General features: G+C 70.6%; 12 protein-coding genes and 2 tRNA genes. 9 read left to right on the top strand and 5 right to left on the bottom strand.

The features are described from left to right. Positions 1-12: 12 nt before the first annotated feature. The 3 genes from gyrA to ACHFIV_RS31800 all read left to right on the top strand — a co-directional run bounded on the left by gyrA (position 13) and on the right by ACHFIV_RS31800 (position 3,481). Positions 13-2,640: a DNA gyrase subunit A gene (gene gyrA / locus ACHFIV_RS31810; protein ID WP_398976158.1), complete on the top strand. Its 2,628-nt coding sequence runs from the start codon at positions 13-15 to the stop codon at positions 2,638-2,640. 96 nt (positions 2,641-2,736) lie between these two features. Then, entirely contained in the window at positions 2,737-3,333 is a 597-nt protein-coding gene (locus tag ACHFIV_RS31805) for a DUF3566 domain-containing protein (protein WP_398976156.1), read from the top strand. Between the two features lie 71 nt (positions 3,334-3,404). Next, positions 3,405-3,481, top strand: a tRNA-Ile gene (locus ACHFIV_RS31800). Positions 3,482-3,880: 399 nt separating this feature from the next. On the opposite strand, the gene ACHFIV_RS31795 is transcribed toward ACHFIV_RS31800, so the two are convergent. Continuing rightward, positions 3,881-4,240 carry a DUF6344 domain-containing protein gene (locus tag ACHFIV_RS31795; RefSeq protein ID WP_398976154.1) on the bottom strand — a complete coding sequence of 120 codons (360 nt, stop codon included), beginning with the start codon at positions 4,238-4,240 and terminating at the stop codon, positions 3,881-3,883. A gap of 282 nt (positions 4,241-4,522) precedes the next feature. Here ACHFIV_RS31795 and ACHFIV_RS31790 point away from each other — a divergent pair, with 282 nt between their 5' ends. Together ACHFIV_RS31790 and ACHFIV_RS31785 are read left to right on the top strand one after the other, a co-directional pair. Then, a complete protein-coding gene (locus ACHFIV_RS31790; protein WP_003958712.1) occupies positions 4,523-4,657 on the top strand; it encodes a DLW-39 family protein in 135 nt (44 codons plus the stop codon). A 580-nt stretch (positions 4,658-5,237) separates the two neighbouring features. Then, on the top strand, positions 5,238-6,575 hold the full coding sequence (locus ACHFIV_RS31785; protein ID WP_398976152.1) for a hypothetical protein: 1,338 nt from the start codon (positions 5,238-5,240) through the stop codon (positions 6,573-6,575). A 6-nt stretch (positions 6,576-6,581) separates the two neighbouring features. Here ACHFIV_RS31785 and ACHFIV_RS31780 read toward each other — a convergent pair whose 3' ends face one another. Continuing rightward, on the bottom strand, positions 6,582-7,970 hold the full coding sequence (locus ACHFIV_RS31780; protein ID WP_398976151.1) for a serine/threonine protein kinase: 1,389 nt from the start codon (positions 7,968-7,970) through the stop codon (positions 6,582-6,584). A 102-nt stretch (positions 7,971-8,072) separates the two neighbouring features. Then, positions 8,073-8,621 (bottom strand): helix-turn-helix domain-containing protein, encoded by a 549-nt coding sequence (locus tag ACHFIV_RS31775; RefSeq protein WP_398976150.1) that lies wholly within the window; start codon positions 8,619-8,621, stop codon positions 8,073-8,075. Positions 8,622-8,790: 169 nt separating this feature from the next. On the opposite strand from ACHFIV_RS31775, the gene ACHFIV_RS31770 reads away from it, so the two are divergent. Next, positions 8,791-8,863 (top strand) — tRNA-Ala (locus tag ACHFIV_RS31770). 165 nt (positions 8,864-9,028) lie between these two features. Here ACHFIV_RS31770 and ACHFIV_RS31765 read toward each other — a convergent pair. Beyond that, a complete protein-coding gene (locus ACHFIV_RS31765; RefSeq protein WP_398976148.1) occupies positions 9,029-11,530 on the bottom strand; it encodes an ABC transporter permease in 2,502 nt (833 codons plus the stop codon). Next, a complete protein-coding gene (locus ACHFIV_RS31760; RefSeq protein WP_398976146.1) occupies positions 11,524-12,258 on the bottom strand; it encodes an ABC transporter ATP-binding protein in 735 nt (244 codons plus the stop codon). The genes ACHFIV_RS31765 and ACHFIV_RS31760 overlap by 7 nt, the downstream gene beginning before the upstream one ends. 235 nt (positions 12,259-12,493) lie before the next feature. Here ACHFIV_RS31760 and ACHFIV_RS31755 point away from each other — a divergent pair, with 235 nt between their 5' ends. The 3 genes from ACHFIV_RS31755 (at position 12,494) to ACHFIV_RS31745 (ending at position 15,418) form a co-directional block, all read left to right on the top strand. Then, positions 12,494-13,255 carry a thioesterase II family protein gene (locus ACHFIV_RS31755; RefSeq protein WP_398976144.1) on the top strand — a complete coding sequence of 254 codons (762 nt, stop codon included), beginning with the start codon at positions 12,494-12,496 and terminating at the stop codon, positions 13,253-13,255. A gap of 232 nt (positions 13,256-13,487) precedes the next feature. Beyond that, positions 13,488-14,774, top strand: a complete 1,287-nt coding sequence (locus ACHFIV_RS31750; RefSeq protein WP_398976142.1) for a sensor histidine kinase — start codon at positions 13,488-13,490, stop codon at positions 14,772-14,774. After that, positions 14,774-15,418, top strand: a complete 645-nt coding sequence (locus ACHFIV_RS31745) for a response regulator transcription factor (RefSeq protein ID WP_398976603.1) — start codon at positions 14,774-14,776, stop codon at positions 15,416-15,418. The genes ACHFIV_RS31750 and ACHFIV_RS31745 overlap by 1 nt, the downstream gene beginning before the upstream one ends. The last annotated feature ends 198 nt before the right edge of the window (positions 15,419-15,616 follow it).

The following is a 15,616-nucleotide window of genomic DNA, read 5'->3' as shown; positions in this document are numbered from 1 at the left end:
CTTTGACCAGAAATGGCCGACGAGAACACCCCTGTGATGCCCGAACCGGAGCCCGCCGTCCCGGGCGTGGGCATGCGTGTCGAGCCCGTGGGGCTCGAGACGGAGATGCAGCGCTCCTATCTCGACTACGCGATGTCCGTCATCGTGTCGCGTGCGCTGCCCGATGTGAGGGACGGTCTGAAGCCCGTCCACCGCCGCGTGCTGTACGCGATGTACGACGGTGGTTACCGGCCCGAGAAGGGCTTCTACAAGTGCGCCCGCGTCGTCGGTGACGTCATGGGTACGTACCACCCGCACGGCGACTCCTCGATCTACGACGCCCTCGTGCGCCTCGCGCAGCACTGGTCGATGCGCATGCCGCTGGTGGACTCCAACGGCAACTTCGGTTCTCCGGGCAACGACCCGGCCGCGGCCATGCGGTACACCGAGTGCAAGATGATGCCGCTGTCCATGGAGATGGTCCGGGACATCGACGAGGAGACCGTCGACTTCCAGGACAACTACGACGGCCGCAACCAGGAGCCGACGGTTCTGCCGGCGCGTTTCCCCAACCTCCTGGTGAACGGTTCCGCCGGTATCGCGGTCGGTATGGCGACCAACATCCCGCCGCACAACCTGCGTGAGGTCGCCGCCGGCGCGCAGTGGTACCTGGAGCACCCGGAGGCCTCGCACGAGGAGCTCCTGGACGCCCTGATGGAGCGGATCAAGGGACCGGACTTCCCGACCGGGGCCCTGGTCGTGGGCCGCAAAGGCATCGAGGAGGCCTACCGCACGGGCCGGGGCTCGATCACGATGCGGGCGGTCGTCGCGGTCGAGGAGATCCAGAACAGGCAGTGCCTGGTCGTCACGGAACTCCCCTACCAGACCAACCCCGACAACCTCGCGCAGAAGATCGCCGACCTGGTGAAGGACGGCAAGGTCGGCGGCATCGCGGACGTCCGTGACGAGACGTCCTCGCGGACGGGCCAGCGCCTGGTCGTCGTGCTCAAGCGTGACGCCGTCGCCAAGGTCGTGCTGAACAACCTCTACAAGCACACCGACCTGCAGTCGAACTTCGGCGCGAACATGCTGGCGCTCGTCGACGGGGTGCCGCGCACGCTGTCGATCGACGCGTTCATCCGGCACTGGGTGACGCACCAGATCGAGGTCATCGTCCGGCGCACGAAGTTCCGGCTGCGCAAGGCCGAGGAGCGGGCGCACATCCTGCGCGGCCTGCTCAAGGCGCTGAACGCGATCGAAGAGGTCATCGCGCTCATCCGCCGCAGCAACACCGTGGAGATCGCGCGGGAAGGCCTGATGGGCCTGCTGGAGATCGACGAGATCCAGGCGAACGCGATCCTGGAGATGCAGCTGCGGCGTCTGGCCGCTCTGGAGCACCAGAAGATCACCGCCGAGCACGACGAACTCCAGGCGAAGATCAACGAGTACAACGAGATCCTCGCCTCACCGGCGCGGCAGCGTCAGATCGTCAGCGAGGAACTCGCGGCGATCGTCGACAAGTTCGGTGACGACCGCCGTTCCAAGCTCGTGCCCTTCGACGGCGACATGTCGATCGAGGACCTCATCGCCGAGGAAGACATCGTCGTCACCATCTCGCGCGGCGGCTACGTCAAGCGCACGAAGACGGACGACTACCGCTCGCAGAAGCGCGGCGGCAAGGGCGTGCGCGGCACGAAGCTCAGGGAAGACGACATCGTCGACCACTTCTTCGTGTCGACCACGCACCACTGGCTGCTGTTCTTCACGAACAAGGGCCGGGTCTACCGGGCCAAGGCGTACGAACTGCCGGACGCCGGCCGGGACGCGCGCGGGCAGCACGTCGCCAACCTGCTGGCGTTCCAGCCGGACGAGCAGATCGCGCAGATCCTGGCGATCCGAGACTACGAGGCCGCTCCCTACCTGGTCCTGGCGACCAAGGGTGGTCTGGTGAAGAAGACCTCGCTCAAGGACTACGACTCGCCTCGCTCCGGCGGCGTCATCGCGATCAACCTCCGCGAGACGGAGAGCGGCGCGGACGACGAGCTGATCGGCGCGGAGCTGGTGTCGGCCGAGGACGACCTGCTGCTCATCAGCAGGAAGGCACAGTCGATCAGGTTCACCGCGACGGACGACGCGCTGCGCCCGATGGGCCGCGCCACCTCCGGGGTGAAGGGCATGAGCTTCCGCGAGGGCGACGAGTTGCTCTCGATGAATGTTGTACGGCCCGGTACGTTCGTGTTCACTGCCACGGACGGCGGTTACGCGAAGCGGACCGCGGTCGACGAGTACCGCGTCCAGGGTCGCGGCGGTCTCGGCATCAAGGCCGCCAAGATCGTCGAGGACCGTGGTTCGCTCGTCGGCGCGCTGGTGGTGGAGGAAGCGGACGAGATCCTCGCCATCACGCTCGGCGGTGGCGTGATTCGTACGCGAGTCAATGAAGTCAGGGAGACGGGCCGTGACACCATGGGCGTCCAACTGATCAATCTGGGCAAGCGTGATGCCGTCGTCGGCATCGCGCGCAACGCCGAGGCCGGTCGTGAGGCCGAAGAGGTCGACGGGACCGATGAGGCCGAAGGCGCCACGGTCGAGGCCCATGCCGAGAACGTGGTCGAGGGCACAGTCGAGGGCACGGCGCCTTCGGCCGGGGAGCACGAGGAGTAGAGCGTGAGTGGAGCCACGGGCGCCGGTTCGGCCGCCGCTTCCGGAGCAGGCGCGAACGGCGCCCGTGGCCCTGCCACGGACTCCCAAGGGGGCACTGTGACGGACACTCGGGGATCGCAGCCGCAGTACGAGGGGTACGCGACCGGGCCGTTGCCCGGTGAGCGGGAGCCCGCGGCGGGCCAGGCGGGGCCCTACCACCCGCCGCAGGCGTACCAGTCCCCTGCGGGCGGTACGCAGGGCGGAGGCACACAGGGCGGCGTGCAGGGCGTCGGCGGCGCTCAGGCGACCCGGCTGCCCCGTACGGGGGCGCGGACCACTCCGCGTACCCGTAAGGCGCGTCTACGGGTGGCCAAGGCCGACCCGTGGTCGGTGATGAAGGTCAGCTTCCTGCTCTCCATCGCGCTCGGTATCTGCACGGTGGTCGCGGCCGCCGTCCTGTGGATGGTGATGGACGCGATGGGCGTCTTCTCCACCGTGGGCGGCACGATCAGTGAGGCGACCGGCTCGAACGAGAGCAACGGTTTCGATCTGCAGTCGTTCCTGTCGCTGCCGCGCGTCCTCATCTTCACCTCGGTCATCGCGGTGATCGATGTGGTGCTGGCGACGGCGCTGGCGACACTGGGCGCGTTCATCTACAACCTGTCGGCCGGCTTCGTGGGTGGCGTGGAGCTCACTCTCGCCGAGGACGAGTAGGACGCCGGGTATCGATTTTGGGACTGGCCCCGACGTGCGCTAATCTTCAGAAGTCAGCGCAACAGCGCGGCGGGGCTATAGCTCAGTTGGTTAGAGCGCATCCCTGATAAGGATGAGGCCACAGGTTCAAATCCTGTTAGCCCCACCAGCACGAAGGCCCCTCACCGGAAACGGTGGGGGGCCTTCGGCATGTACGGCTGGCATCGACGACGGTCACGGAACCGGACCCGGTACCTCAGGCGTCGCCCTTGGTGCGCACACTTCGTGAGGGGGGACTGTGGGAGACGATCCACCGTGGTGGGGAATCCTGGTGATCTCAGCCGGGGTGACAGCGGTCCTCGGGGCGATCCTTCTGTCCGTGGTCGCCGCAGTGGCTCTCGGCGTGATCTGGGCGCGGGGCAGGCGTAGCCGCTGACCATCGGGACAGTCGGCGACATGTCCGGGCCGCGCGCCCCGCCTGATGCGGCTGGGAGACGTACGGGCACATGGAAAAAGGCCCCCGCCGGTGTGAACCGGACCAGGGGCCTGGATGGCGTTCGCGGCGCCGTCAGGGCGGCAGCGGGGCCGAGTCCCCGGCAGGGGCGGCGTTGTGGCCGGAGCGGGTGCCGTCCGTCGCGTGCACGGCGTCCGTGGTGTCGGCGGACAGCTGGCGGGTGGCCGGTGAGGAGCCGTGCGCCTCGGCGCGGATGCGCTGCTTCATCGTGGGCGGCAGCGCCCTGTCACGCGGAAGGGTCCATCGCACCGACGGAGTGTGCGCGCTTGCCGGGACAGCGCCCGTGTGTTCGTGGCTCGTGGCCGCCGGCTCCGCGGCCGTTGCCTGAGCGGTGGCGAGACCCAGCGACGCGAGCAGTGCGAAGAAGGCGGTGATGAAGGCGGTCCAGATGCTCTTGACCCTGAAGGTGCTCATGGCCCCTCGCTTTCAGGTGGTCCGGTTTGCTTACCTTTCCGATGATGTGGATCCGGCATCCGGAAACCGGGACCGACGCCCCTGGTGCGCTGATCTTCCGATGAACACCACTCGTATGGTGCAACCGGCCCTGAAGAGCTGTTGCGGGAGGTCTCGAGGCCCCTCGGGAGGGGTCCGGAGGGGGCGTCGGACGGGTTCCGGGGAGGTCACCGATCGGTATCGGCCGGTGTGTATAGTCGGGCGGCAGAAGTCCCTTACGTCAAGGAAAGACGAGGTCGCGCGGTGAAGAAGCTTCTCCTGGTCGCACTGGCCGCCATCGGCGGGCTCCTCGTGTACCGCCAGATCCAGGCGGATCGCGCCGAGCAGGATCTGTGGACGGAGGCGACCGACTCCGTGCCCGCAGGTTCAGGTGTGTGAGACGGAACAGTCTGCTAGAAGCCCCGGCCGCCGAGCGGCCGGGGCTTTCTGCTGTCCGGGGCCGCTGTTGCGGGACCGTGACACCGCGCCCTTGAGTTCGCCCGAGCGAATCGCTAGCTTGCGTGAGCAAAGCGTCGGTGGCGTACAGGTGGGGGTTTTCCGTGAGCACGCGGACGCGGGGACGTGGACACGCCACCGCGGGCGGGCGGCGGTTCCGGCCTGTGGAGCGGTGTTCGCCCTGGTGGCGCCCGTGCCGGCGTCCGGCCGGCGCACGCCGAGGGCGCCTTCCGTATCCCGATGACACTCGGCACGAAGGCGGCCGGAACCGCCCGGGGCCGGCGTACCGACACGGTGCCGCGATCAGGCCGCCATCGGTGCGGAGCTCCCGCACCGGCGGGGGAGCCCGGTGGTACGGAAACGGGCATCGGCGGCAATACGGCGGTGGCGGCAGACAGTGGTGGCGCGGGCGGGGCAGGATGGACCGGCATCGCGGCCGCTGACGGAGCGGGCGCTCTGTCGCCGGGCTCCTGCCCGTACGCAGCCGTGACGGGGCAGGCACGCAGACGACGAGGGGAAGTTCGTGAACAGGCAGCGCAACAGGGGCCGGGTGATGCTCGCGACGCTCGCGGCGGTGTGCGCGGTGGCGGCGCTGCCCGGTCAGGCGCACGCGTCCGACGGCCCCGCCGCGTACACCTTCGACCCGGGGGCGACGGCGGTCCGGGGGGCGGAGACGAACGCGGACGCGGAGGAACTGAAGCCCGGGTCGGTCTACAAGAGCTCCATCAAGCACGGGCAGAAGCTCTACTACCGCCTGGAACTCGACGACACGACCGATGCCTACGTCTCCGCCGTGGCCGTGCCGAAGGCAGGCGGGAAGGTCGCCTACGGGGACGGCATCACGATCAGCGTCAGGGACCTCGACGACACCCGGTGCAGTTCCGGGGACGCGGTCTTCGAGTCGGCGGAGTTCCCACGCCCCATCGCCGCCTACGCCCACCGGACGGTGGAGAAGGACAGCACCACCTGCGCGGCGGGCGGCACGTACAACGTCCTGATCGAGCGGGAGAGCAAGGCGACCTCGTCGCCGGACGCCTGGGACCTGGAGCTGCGCTACGAAAGCGAGCCGGCGCCGAAGGACAAGGAGGCGCTGCCCACCGAGGCACCGGAGGACTGGTCCTCCGCCTCACCCGTTCCTCCCGCCGGCAAACAGGAACGGTCCGGCGGAAGCGGCTTCTACGACGCCACCAGCCTGGAGTCGGGGGAATGGGCGGACGACATCCGGCCCGGACAGACCCGCTTCTACCGGGTGCCCGTCGACTGGGGCCAGCAGATCTACACCACGGCGGCGCTGAGCAACAGCGGCAAGTCGACGGAGTACCTCGGCAACGTCCTGGCGCTGGCCCTGCACAACCCCGCACGCGGCCCTGTGGACGACGCGACGCTCTCGTACTCCGGGGCTCCCACCTCGGTGTCCATGGACCCGCTGCCGCCGGTGGCGTACGAGAACCGCTACGACTCGGCGGCGGATGTCAGCGCCATGCGCTTCGCGGGCTGGTACTACCTGTCCGTGGCGCTCTCCCCCGACGTCGCCGAGCACTACGGGGAGGAGCCCATCGGGCTGACGCTCAAGGTGAAGGTCGTCAACGACAGCAAGCCGTCGCCGTACCGGGGAGACGCCGGCATCTTCGGAGTCACGGACGCGGACAGGGACATGGCCAGGAGCGGGCAGAGCGCTCCCGAGGCCGTCGAGAGCGGCACGATGAAGATGGTGGCCGCGGCCGGTATCGGCGCGGGTTCCTTGCTGGTGCTGGGACTCGGGGCGTGGACCCTGCTGGCCAGGCGCCGGGCCGTTCCCGCCGCCTCGCCGCCCGGCACGGGCGGGGAGCCGCCGCTCGGCGGTCCGCCGCCGGCGTGGTGAGGGAGATCAGCCGGGGAGCTGGGTGAGCGCCCAGATCCCCACGGCGAAGCAGATCAGGGCCACCACCAGGACCGGGACCGCCACCTTCAGGGGCGGTCCCGGCCGTCGGGCGGGCGGTGCGACGTACCCGGGAGCCGACAGGTGCTGGGCGGTGTAGGCGCGAGTGGGCGGCGCCCCGTACGGCACGGCCGCCGTGGCGGCCCGGGCGGCATCCGATGCGGTGTCGGCGGCATAGGGGGACGCCGTGGGAACCGGGGCGGGGGCGGGCGGTGTCTGCGACTGCGCTTGGTGCGGAAGGGGCGCTGGGTGCTGCGGGGGCGGCGCGAGATGGAAGCTGCCCGTCTCCGACATCGAGGGCGGCGGCGGCGCGTCCTGCGACGGCGCGTACGGCGCCGGGTGCCCGAGGTCCTGCGGCGCGTACGGCTGTCGCGACGGCTGCGGTGCGGGCGGAGGGCCACCGGCGGCCAGGGCGGGATCCCGGGGCCCGTCTGCGGGCGTTGCGGGTGCGGCGGCGCGGTGGGGTCCGTCGGGGCCGAAGCCCGCCGGCAGAGGGCCGATCTGGTCGAACACCTCCACCGGATCGTCGTCCGGACCGGCATCGGGCAGCATCTCCACCGCCGCCGTCAGTGCCTTGCGCGCACCTGTGGCCGTACGGAAGCGGGCGTGCGGGTCCGGCTGCAGCAGACCGGCGAGGACCTGCCACAGCGGCTCCGGCACCCCCTCGGGCGCTCCCGGGGTCCCGTGCGCGGCGAAGTACTCGATCAGGGCCTTGGAGTCGGGCTTCTGCCCCTGGAGCAGGTAGAGCGCCACGAGACCGACGGCGAACAGGTCCGCCGGGAAGTCGGGCTCCGCGCCCATCATCTGCTCAGGAGCGAAGTAACCGGGCGTCCCGACCACGTAGTTGGTCTCCGTCAGGCGCGGCTCGCCCTTGCGCATCGAGATGCCGAAGTCGGAGAGACGCAGGTGCGGCCGGCCCGTACCGGTGGCCTCCATCAGGATGTTGGCCGGCTTGATGTCACGGTGCACGACCCCCTCGGCGTGCACCGTGGACAGTCCGGACAGCAGCTGATCGAGCAGGAGACAGACGAAACGCGGGGGCAGCGGACCGTAGTCACCGATGACGTGGGCCAGCGAACCGCCGCTGACCAGGTCCATGGTGAACAGGACCTTGTCGTCGTCGGCGGCCCAGCTGGCGGGGGCGAGAACGTGCGGATGCTCGATACGCAGCGCCTGCTCACGGACGAAGCGCAGCAGTGTGTGCGCGTCGCTCTGCTGCAGGACCTTGGCCGCCACGTACCGGCGGCGCCGGTGGTCCCACGCGCGCCAGACGGCACCGACTCCCCCGCGGCCGATCGGATCGATCAGCTCGTACCGCCCAGCGAAGACCTCACCCATTGCGCTGCGCCCGCTCCCGTTCCCGTTTCGGTTCGTGCCCCGGATGTCGGGACACTGCCACGGCTCGGCCGCACCGGGGCCCGGGGGCCCCGGTGGCCCGTCCTAGCTCTGATGGCCTTCGTAGTGCGCGACCGCGTCCGCGGTGCGCCCTGCTCCGTACACCCTGAGGAACTCTGCCAGTTCCGGGTGGGCCGGGGCGAGGGAGTCCGCGGCATCGATGATGTCCCCGGCCGCCGAGACCGACCGCAGCAGCGACTGGATCTCGCGGACGACCCGGCGCACGGTGGGAGCGCCACCGGTGGTGGAGGTCTGACCGGTGTTGGTCAGGACCGAGCCGCCCTGCGACTTCTTGATCTCTTCCATGCGGTCGGTGGCCTCTCCCGCACTGACGCTGCCGTCCGCGACCTGGCTGGCGAGCTCCTGAAGTGCCTGGACCCGCTGGACGACCGCGGGATTGCCGATCTTGGCCCGCTGCCCGCTCATCAACTGGGAGAGCATGGGTGCGGACAGTCCGAGCACCGCCGCGAGGCGTGCCTGGTTGAGGCCGAGGTCGTCGATCAGCCTGCGGAAGAGCGCCCCCAGCGGCTCTCCGTACCAGCTGCGCTGGAGCTCCCGGGCTCTAGCCGTGGCCTCTTGTTGCGCTGCGTCCATTGCGTCTCCCCTTCGCTGCGGCTTCGCTGCTGCGAACCTCGTCGTGCATCTTACGGAGAGCGGTTGCGGGCCGGGAGTCCCAATCCTTTTGCAGGATCAGGGGGGTCACCCGGTACTCTGTTCTGCGACGGACGTCGCGACATGCATGTGTCCTGTGATGTCCTGTTCCGGGGCCTTAGCTCAGTTGGTAGAGCGCTGCCTTTGCAAGGCAGATGTCAGGAGTTCGAATCTCCTAGGCTCCACATCGCAAAAGGGCCTCCGAGCTGCGGAATCGCAGCTCGGAGGCCCTTTTGGTGTCGGAAGGGAAGTGCCGGGACGGGGCGCCGCGCCCAGCTGTTCCGGGCCCGCATCACGTGGTGACGGCCGCGTACCGCCCCGGGAGGCGGATGCTTGCGGGAGGGCGCGGACTACTCGCGCGTCCCGGCCAGTTCCACCGGCCGGGTGCGCAGGGCGAAAGAGGCGGGCAGCACGGCGGAGACGACGGCCAGGAGGGCGCTTGCGGCGACGACCGCGCCGATGAACCCCCAGGGCACGACGACCGCCGACCACACGCCCAGCAGCCCCAGCGCGCCCCAGACCCCGAGCAGGTTCAACGCGGCGACGGCGTTGCCGATCACGGCTCCCACCGCGACCACGACCAGTGCCTCCACCGCGACCAGGCGCAGGACCTGCGGTCTCGTGGCCCCGGAGAGGCGGAGCACCGCGAAGTCGCGGACCCGGTCCGAGGTGGCCATCACCAGCGTGTTGGCCAGGGCGATGCCCGTGTAGACGAGAGCGATGCCGAGGATCATCAGCAGGCCGAGCCGGGTGTTCTCGCTGGAGCGGGGGTAGTGCTCCTCCACCCACTCGGACTTCGTGAGCACCTCGGTCCCGGTCGCGGCACCGGCGTCGCGCAGGGCCGTCGCGACGGCCTCTCGGTCGGAGCCGTCCCGCACCTTGACGTCGATGCGGTCGATTCCGGCGCCCGCGGCGTTGCGAGGGGTCACGTACACCCCGTTGCTGCCGGTGCCCGTGGCGAGGACGGCGGCGACCTTCAGCGAGACCTTGCGGCCGTCGCCCAGCCAGACGGTCACCTGCTGACCCACGGTCGTGGTCAGCCACTCCTCGTTGACGACGATGCTCCGGTCGTCGAGGTCGGTGAGCCTGCCCGCCACCACGGGCAGGGCGGAGACGGCGGCCAGGTCGGCGGGGGTCACGGCCTTCGCCTCGGACGTGACCAGGGCCGTGCCCTCCTCGAGCACGGTCACCCCGGTGGTACGGGAGGCGCTGACCGTCGTGCCTTCGTCCTCGATGTCCCGGAGACGCTGGACGAACTGAGGGGAGACCGGCCGGCCTTCACCGTCCGAGGTGATCACGAAGTCCGCGACGGTGTGGTCGCGTGCCTCGCTCGCCCTGGCCGTGTTGATGGTGGCCGTCGTGCCCATGAGGGATGCGGCGAGGGCGACGGTGACGATGACGGGGGCGGCCACGGCGGCGGTCCTGCGGACACCGGCGTCGGCGTTCTCCCTGGCGAGCAACCCGATCGCGCCGGGCAGCCGGGCGGGCAGCCAGGTCGACATCCGGACCAGCGGCTGTACCAGGACCGGCGCGAGCAGCGCGCAGCCCACGATCAGCACCATCGGCTGGGTGATGTACGTCTTGCGCTTGAGCAGGTCCCCGGGGTCGGCGACCAGGGCCGTGCCCAGCAGTCCCAGCCCTGTCAGCAGCACGAGAGTGGCCAGCAGCCACCGGCTCACCGGCATCGCCCGTCTGTCGACCGCCGATTCACGCAGGGCCTCGGCCGGGCCGGTCCTGCCGGCGCGGTAGGAGGAGACCAGCACACCGGCCATCGCCACGAACAGGCCGGTCCAGAAGGCGGTGTGCAGTGGCCAGGCCTGGTTGCCGATGGCGAACCAACGGGGCGCGATTCCCACGTCGACCATCCAGCCGGCGAGGCGCGGTGCCCCGGCGGAGCCCAGGCAGCATCCCGCGGCGGAGGCCAGGACGCCGATGACGAGGGCTTCCGCGCACACCATCCTGCGCACCTGGTGCGGTGTGGCGCCCGCTGTGCGCAGCAGGCCGAACTCACGCCTGCGCTGGGCCACCGCGAAGGAGAACGTCGAGGCGACGACGAAGACGGACACGAAGCCGGTGATGGCCGCCGCGGTTCCCAGCAGCGCGTTGACGGAGACCAAGGCCTCGTCGTCGCGGTCCGGATCGGGGTCGGCGCGGCGCCGCTCGTCGCCGGTGAGGACGCTCATGCCTGACTTCTCGTCGGCCACCGCCCGCACCTCGTCGGCAGCAGCGTGCACCACCACGGCGTCGATGGGCGGGGAGATCCTGGCGGCCTCGGCGTCGGTGAAGAACACGGCGGTCTCGAAGCCCGCGGCGGCCACGGTGCCGACCACGGTCCGCGTGGTGGTCCCGGCCGGCGTGGCGACCTTGATCCTGTCCCCCGTCCGCACCTCGGCGCCGGGCCCCACCGTCACGACGACCTCACCGGGCGCTGAGGGGGCGTGTCCGCCGGAGAGCCTGTAGGGCGTGGAGCTCGCGACCGACCAGGGGTGGCCGACCGTTCCCTCGCCGTCACCGTCCAGGTCCGTGTCCTGGACGGTGACCGGGAAGGTCCGGTCGTGGAGCGTACGACCGAGACCGGCCAGTTCGGAGGCCAGCTCCCCGGGCACCGGGCGGGGGTTGGCCAGCGGCTGGGTCCGTATGCCGATCTGGGTGTCGACCCGGAGCCGGTCGGAGGCCTGGACGACGACGGGGGCCTGCGCGAAACGTTCGGGGCCACGGTCCGGGGCGCTGAGGGTGGCCGCGAGGGCGAGCCCTGTGGCGGCGATGAGCCCGACGCCCAGGGCCAGGGCGATGAAGGAGCCGACGAAGGTGACCCAGCGGATCCTCATGCCCTGCAGCGCGAGCCTCAGCACGGGACCGCCGCCGGGTTCGTCATGCGCGCGGCGACGTGCTCGGCTGAGGGGGAGTACAGCTCGTCCTGCACCCGGCCGTCGGCCAGGAACAGCACCCGGTCCGCGTAGGAGGCGGCGAGCGGGTCGTGCGTCACCATGATCACTGTCTGGCCGCGGTCCACCATCGAGCGGAGCAGGGACAGCACTTCACGGCTGGTGGTGGAATCCAGGGCGCCGGTCGGCTCGTCCCCGAACAGCACCTCGGGCCGGGTCACCAGGGCGCGGGCCAGGGCCACGCGCTGCTGCTGGCCGCCGGACAACTCGCTGGGCCGGTGCCCGGCCCGCTCGCGGAGCCCCACCTGCTCCAGCACCTCCAGCACCTGGGTCCGTTTCGGGCGGCACCCGGCCAGCCGCAGGGGGAGCGCCACGTTCTGTGCGGCGGTCAGCGAGGGCAGCAGGTTGAAGGCCTGGAAGACGAACCCGATGCGCCTGCGGCGCAGCAGCGTCAGCTTCGTCTCGCTGAGCCGTGTCAGATCCGTGTCGCCGAGGAACACCTGGCCACTGGTGGGCCGGTCAAGACCTGCGGCGCACTGGAGCAGGGTTGACTTGCCGGAGCCCGAGGGGCCCATGACGGCGGTGAAGGTGCCCTGGGGAATGTCCAGGCTGACCCGGTCGAGCGCGGTCACCGCGGCGTCGTTCCTGCCGTAGGACCGGGTGACCGAACTGAGCCGGACGGCTGCTTGATTCATGGTGTCCACTCAATAGCGGCGACGCTTCCGGCACATCGCAGCGGAGCGGAATCCTCGTGGTGGAGGTAGCTCCACCATCCGGTGCACGATGGCTGCACCCGCACGGGAGGCAGCGAACCGGGAGCGGGGGCCTGCCGGACCAGACGGCCGCGCGGGTGCAGGACGCGCGTCGGCACGCGCGGCCGGACCAAGACGTGCACGAGAGGCCCGTGGGGGGCCGGAGAGGCGGATTGACGTGACGGCCATCGATGCCGGCGGAGAGACCAAGTGGTTCCGGACGCACCGACGGAACGGGAGGCTCAGGGCCCGGCTGGTCTGTTTCCCGCACGCGGGCGGCACCGCGGCGTTGTTCCACGACTGGCCGGGGCGCATCCCTGCCGATGTGGAGGTGCTCGCCACCCAGTACCCCGGCCGGCAGGAGCGGATCGCCGAGCCCTGCATCGAGGACATGACCGAACTGGCCGACCGGATCACTGATGCGCTGGAACCCCGGGTGACGGGGGACAGGCGGCTGCCGCTCGTCCTGTTCGGGCACAGCCTCGGCTCGGCGGTGGCCTACGAGGTGGCGCGTCGCCTCGACGAACGGCACGGCGTCGTTCCTGACCGCGTCATCGTGTCCGGACGCGGTGCGCCCCACGCCGGGCGCGGCGGCACGCTTCACACCCTGGACGACGACCGGCTCATCGCCTCGGCCCGGAGACTGGGCGATCTGGCCTCGTCCGCCTACGACCACCCCGATCTTCGGCCCCTGCTGCTGCCCTCCCTGCGCAGCGACTTCCGGCTGATCGAGTCCTACCGGCCGCGGGACCCGGTCCCGCTGCGGGCACCGGTGACCGCGGTCGGCGGCGACCGGGACCCGGGCTGCCGGGTCGCGGAACTGGAATCCTGGTCGGCGCTCACCACCGGTGGCTTCGAGAGCCGGGTCTTCCCCGGCGACCACTTCTACCTCGTGCCGGCGGAGGCGGAGCTGCTGTCGCTCATCGCCGGACACCTCTGAGGAAACGCAGGCACAGGTACCCGGCCGTCGCCCCTCCTGCCGCTCCCCGCCCCAGCGTGGGCCAAGCCGGCAGCGAGGTGGTGCCCCAAGCGGCCCGCTGCCTCCCAAGGCGGTGGTGGCGGCCTCCGGCACCTGGTGACCGGAAGGCCCCCTCCGGGAGAGCCGGCGCCCACCCCGAGGGTGGAGCCAGCTGGGTGGTCCGCCCGCCCCGGCGTCTCATAGCGTGCCTTCCATGCACTCCCCCAGTCTCTGGCGAGCACTCCAGGATCGCCGCTACGTCCGCAGCAGTTGGCCGTGGCGCTCGGCGCTCTATCTCCTGACCAGCGTGCCGCTCGGTATCCTCACGCTGGCCACGATGCTCCTGCTGGCCGTCGCGGGGAGTGTGCTCACGGTGGTCCTCATCGGTGTCCCCCTGCTCCTCATCCTCGTCCTCAGCGGCATCCCGTTGGCCGCCCTGGAACGTCGCAGGCTGCGGCTCCTGGACAGCGCTCCGGTCCCCGGGCCGCACCGTGAGCCGCACGGCACCGGGCTGTCCGTCTGGTTGCGCACACGACTTCAGGAGCGTGCCACCTGGCGGGAGCTGGGTTACGCGCTGCTGTTCGCCTGCCTGCTGTGGCCCCTCGAAGCGCTCGCCCTCGGCACGGTCCTCACGGTGTGCGCCGGCCTGATCACCACGCCCGCGATGATGTTCGCGGGCGGCGACGAGGAGGCGCGTGTACTCAAACTCTGGATCGCCGACTCCTATCCGGAGGCCTTCGCCGCCCTGCTGGCCGGGGTCCTGCTCCTCCCGGTACTGGCCTATCCGCTGGGTGTACTGGCCGCCGGCCGGGCGCTGTTGACGAGGCAACTCCTGTCCATCCCGGAGACCGCTCTGGACTCCCGTATCCAGGAGCTGGGGCGCTCCCGGATGCGTCTGGTGGAAGCCTTCGAGGCGGAACGCCGCCGTATCGAACGTGACCTGCACGACGGGGCGCAACAGCGGCTCGTCGCCCTGTCCATGACGCTGGGCCTGGCCCGGCTGGAGAACCCCGCCGATCCACTCGGCGGTCTGCTCACCAAGGCGCAGGAGGAAGCGGGGGCCGCCCTGGTGGAGATCCGGGAACTGATCCGGGGCATTCATCCCCAGGTCCTCACCGACCGGGGCCTGGAGGCGGCCGTGGAGGACGTCGCCGACCGCTCCGCGGTTCCGGTGGACGTGAGCTTGGAGCTGCCCGGCCGGATGCTCGAAGCCATCGAGACGGCCGTCTACTTCGCGGTCTGCGAGGCACTCGCGAATGTGGCGAAACACAGCCGCGCGACCCAGGCGACCGTGACCGGACGGGCCGCGAAGGGCACGCTCACCGTGCAGGTGGAGGACAACGGGATCGGAGGCGCCGAAACAGCCGAAGGAACGGGCCTCCAGGGCGTGGCCGATCGCATCTCGGTGCTCGGGGGCCGCCTGTTAGTCTCCAGTCCGCCCGGGGGGCCCACGGTGTTCCGTCTGCAAGTCCCCTGTTCGCCCGCACGATCGAGGGAGTGATGTTGCGCATCGTACTGGCCGAGGACAGCGTGCTCCTGCGGGAGGGCCTGGTCGGCCTGCTGGAGCGTTTCGGCCATCAGGTGGTCGCCGGAGCCGGCACCGCCGGGGAACTGACCGAGGCGGTCCTCGAACACCGGCCGGACATCGTGGTGACGGACGTACGGATGCCGCCCGGATTCTCCGATGAGGGTCTGCGGGCAGCCATCGAGCTCCGCAGGCACCAGCCGGACCTCCCCGTCCTGGTGCTCAGCCAGTACGTCCAGCGCACCTATGCCGAGGATCTGCTCGACTCGTCGGACGGTACGGGCGTCGGCTATCTGCTCAAGGAACGCGTCGGCAACGTCGAGGAGTTCATCGACGCCCTGCACCGGGTGGCCGAAGGTGCCACCGTGGTCGACCCCGAGGTCGTCAGGCAACTGATCCGGCACCGCCGCGACCCCATGGCGCGGCTCACGGCCCGCGAGCAGGAGGTGCTGGCGCTCATGGCGGAGGGCAGGTCGAACGCCTCGGTCGCCTCCGCCCTGTCAGTCAGCGAGGGCACTGTCAGCAAGCACTTCGGCTCGATCCTCACCAAGCTCGACCTGAGCCTGTCCGACGCCACGAACCGCCGGGTCCTCGCGGTCCTCGCCTTCTTGCGGGGCTGAGGGAGCTCGCCGGCCCGGCCGCCGCACCGACGTACGGCAGCGGCCTTCCGGCGCGCCGGGCTGCGTCGTGCTGAGTTCGCCTGGAAGCTGGGCGGTGACGGAGTCGGCCGAGTCCTGGCAGGACGCACCGCACAGCATCACCTGCCGGGCCCCGCACGGCGCCTTGCTCTGCGGTCGCGCAGTCCGGGCCCACCCGGC

It is taken from the genome of Streptomyces sp. ALB3, assembly GCF_044385685.1.
Lineage (GTDB): Bacteria > Actinomycetota > Actinomycetes > Streptomycetales > Streptomycetaceae > Streptomyces.
The sequence above is the reverse complement of the archived record's forward strand: the minus strand, read 5'-3'. Positions and strand labels throughout refer to the sequence as shown.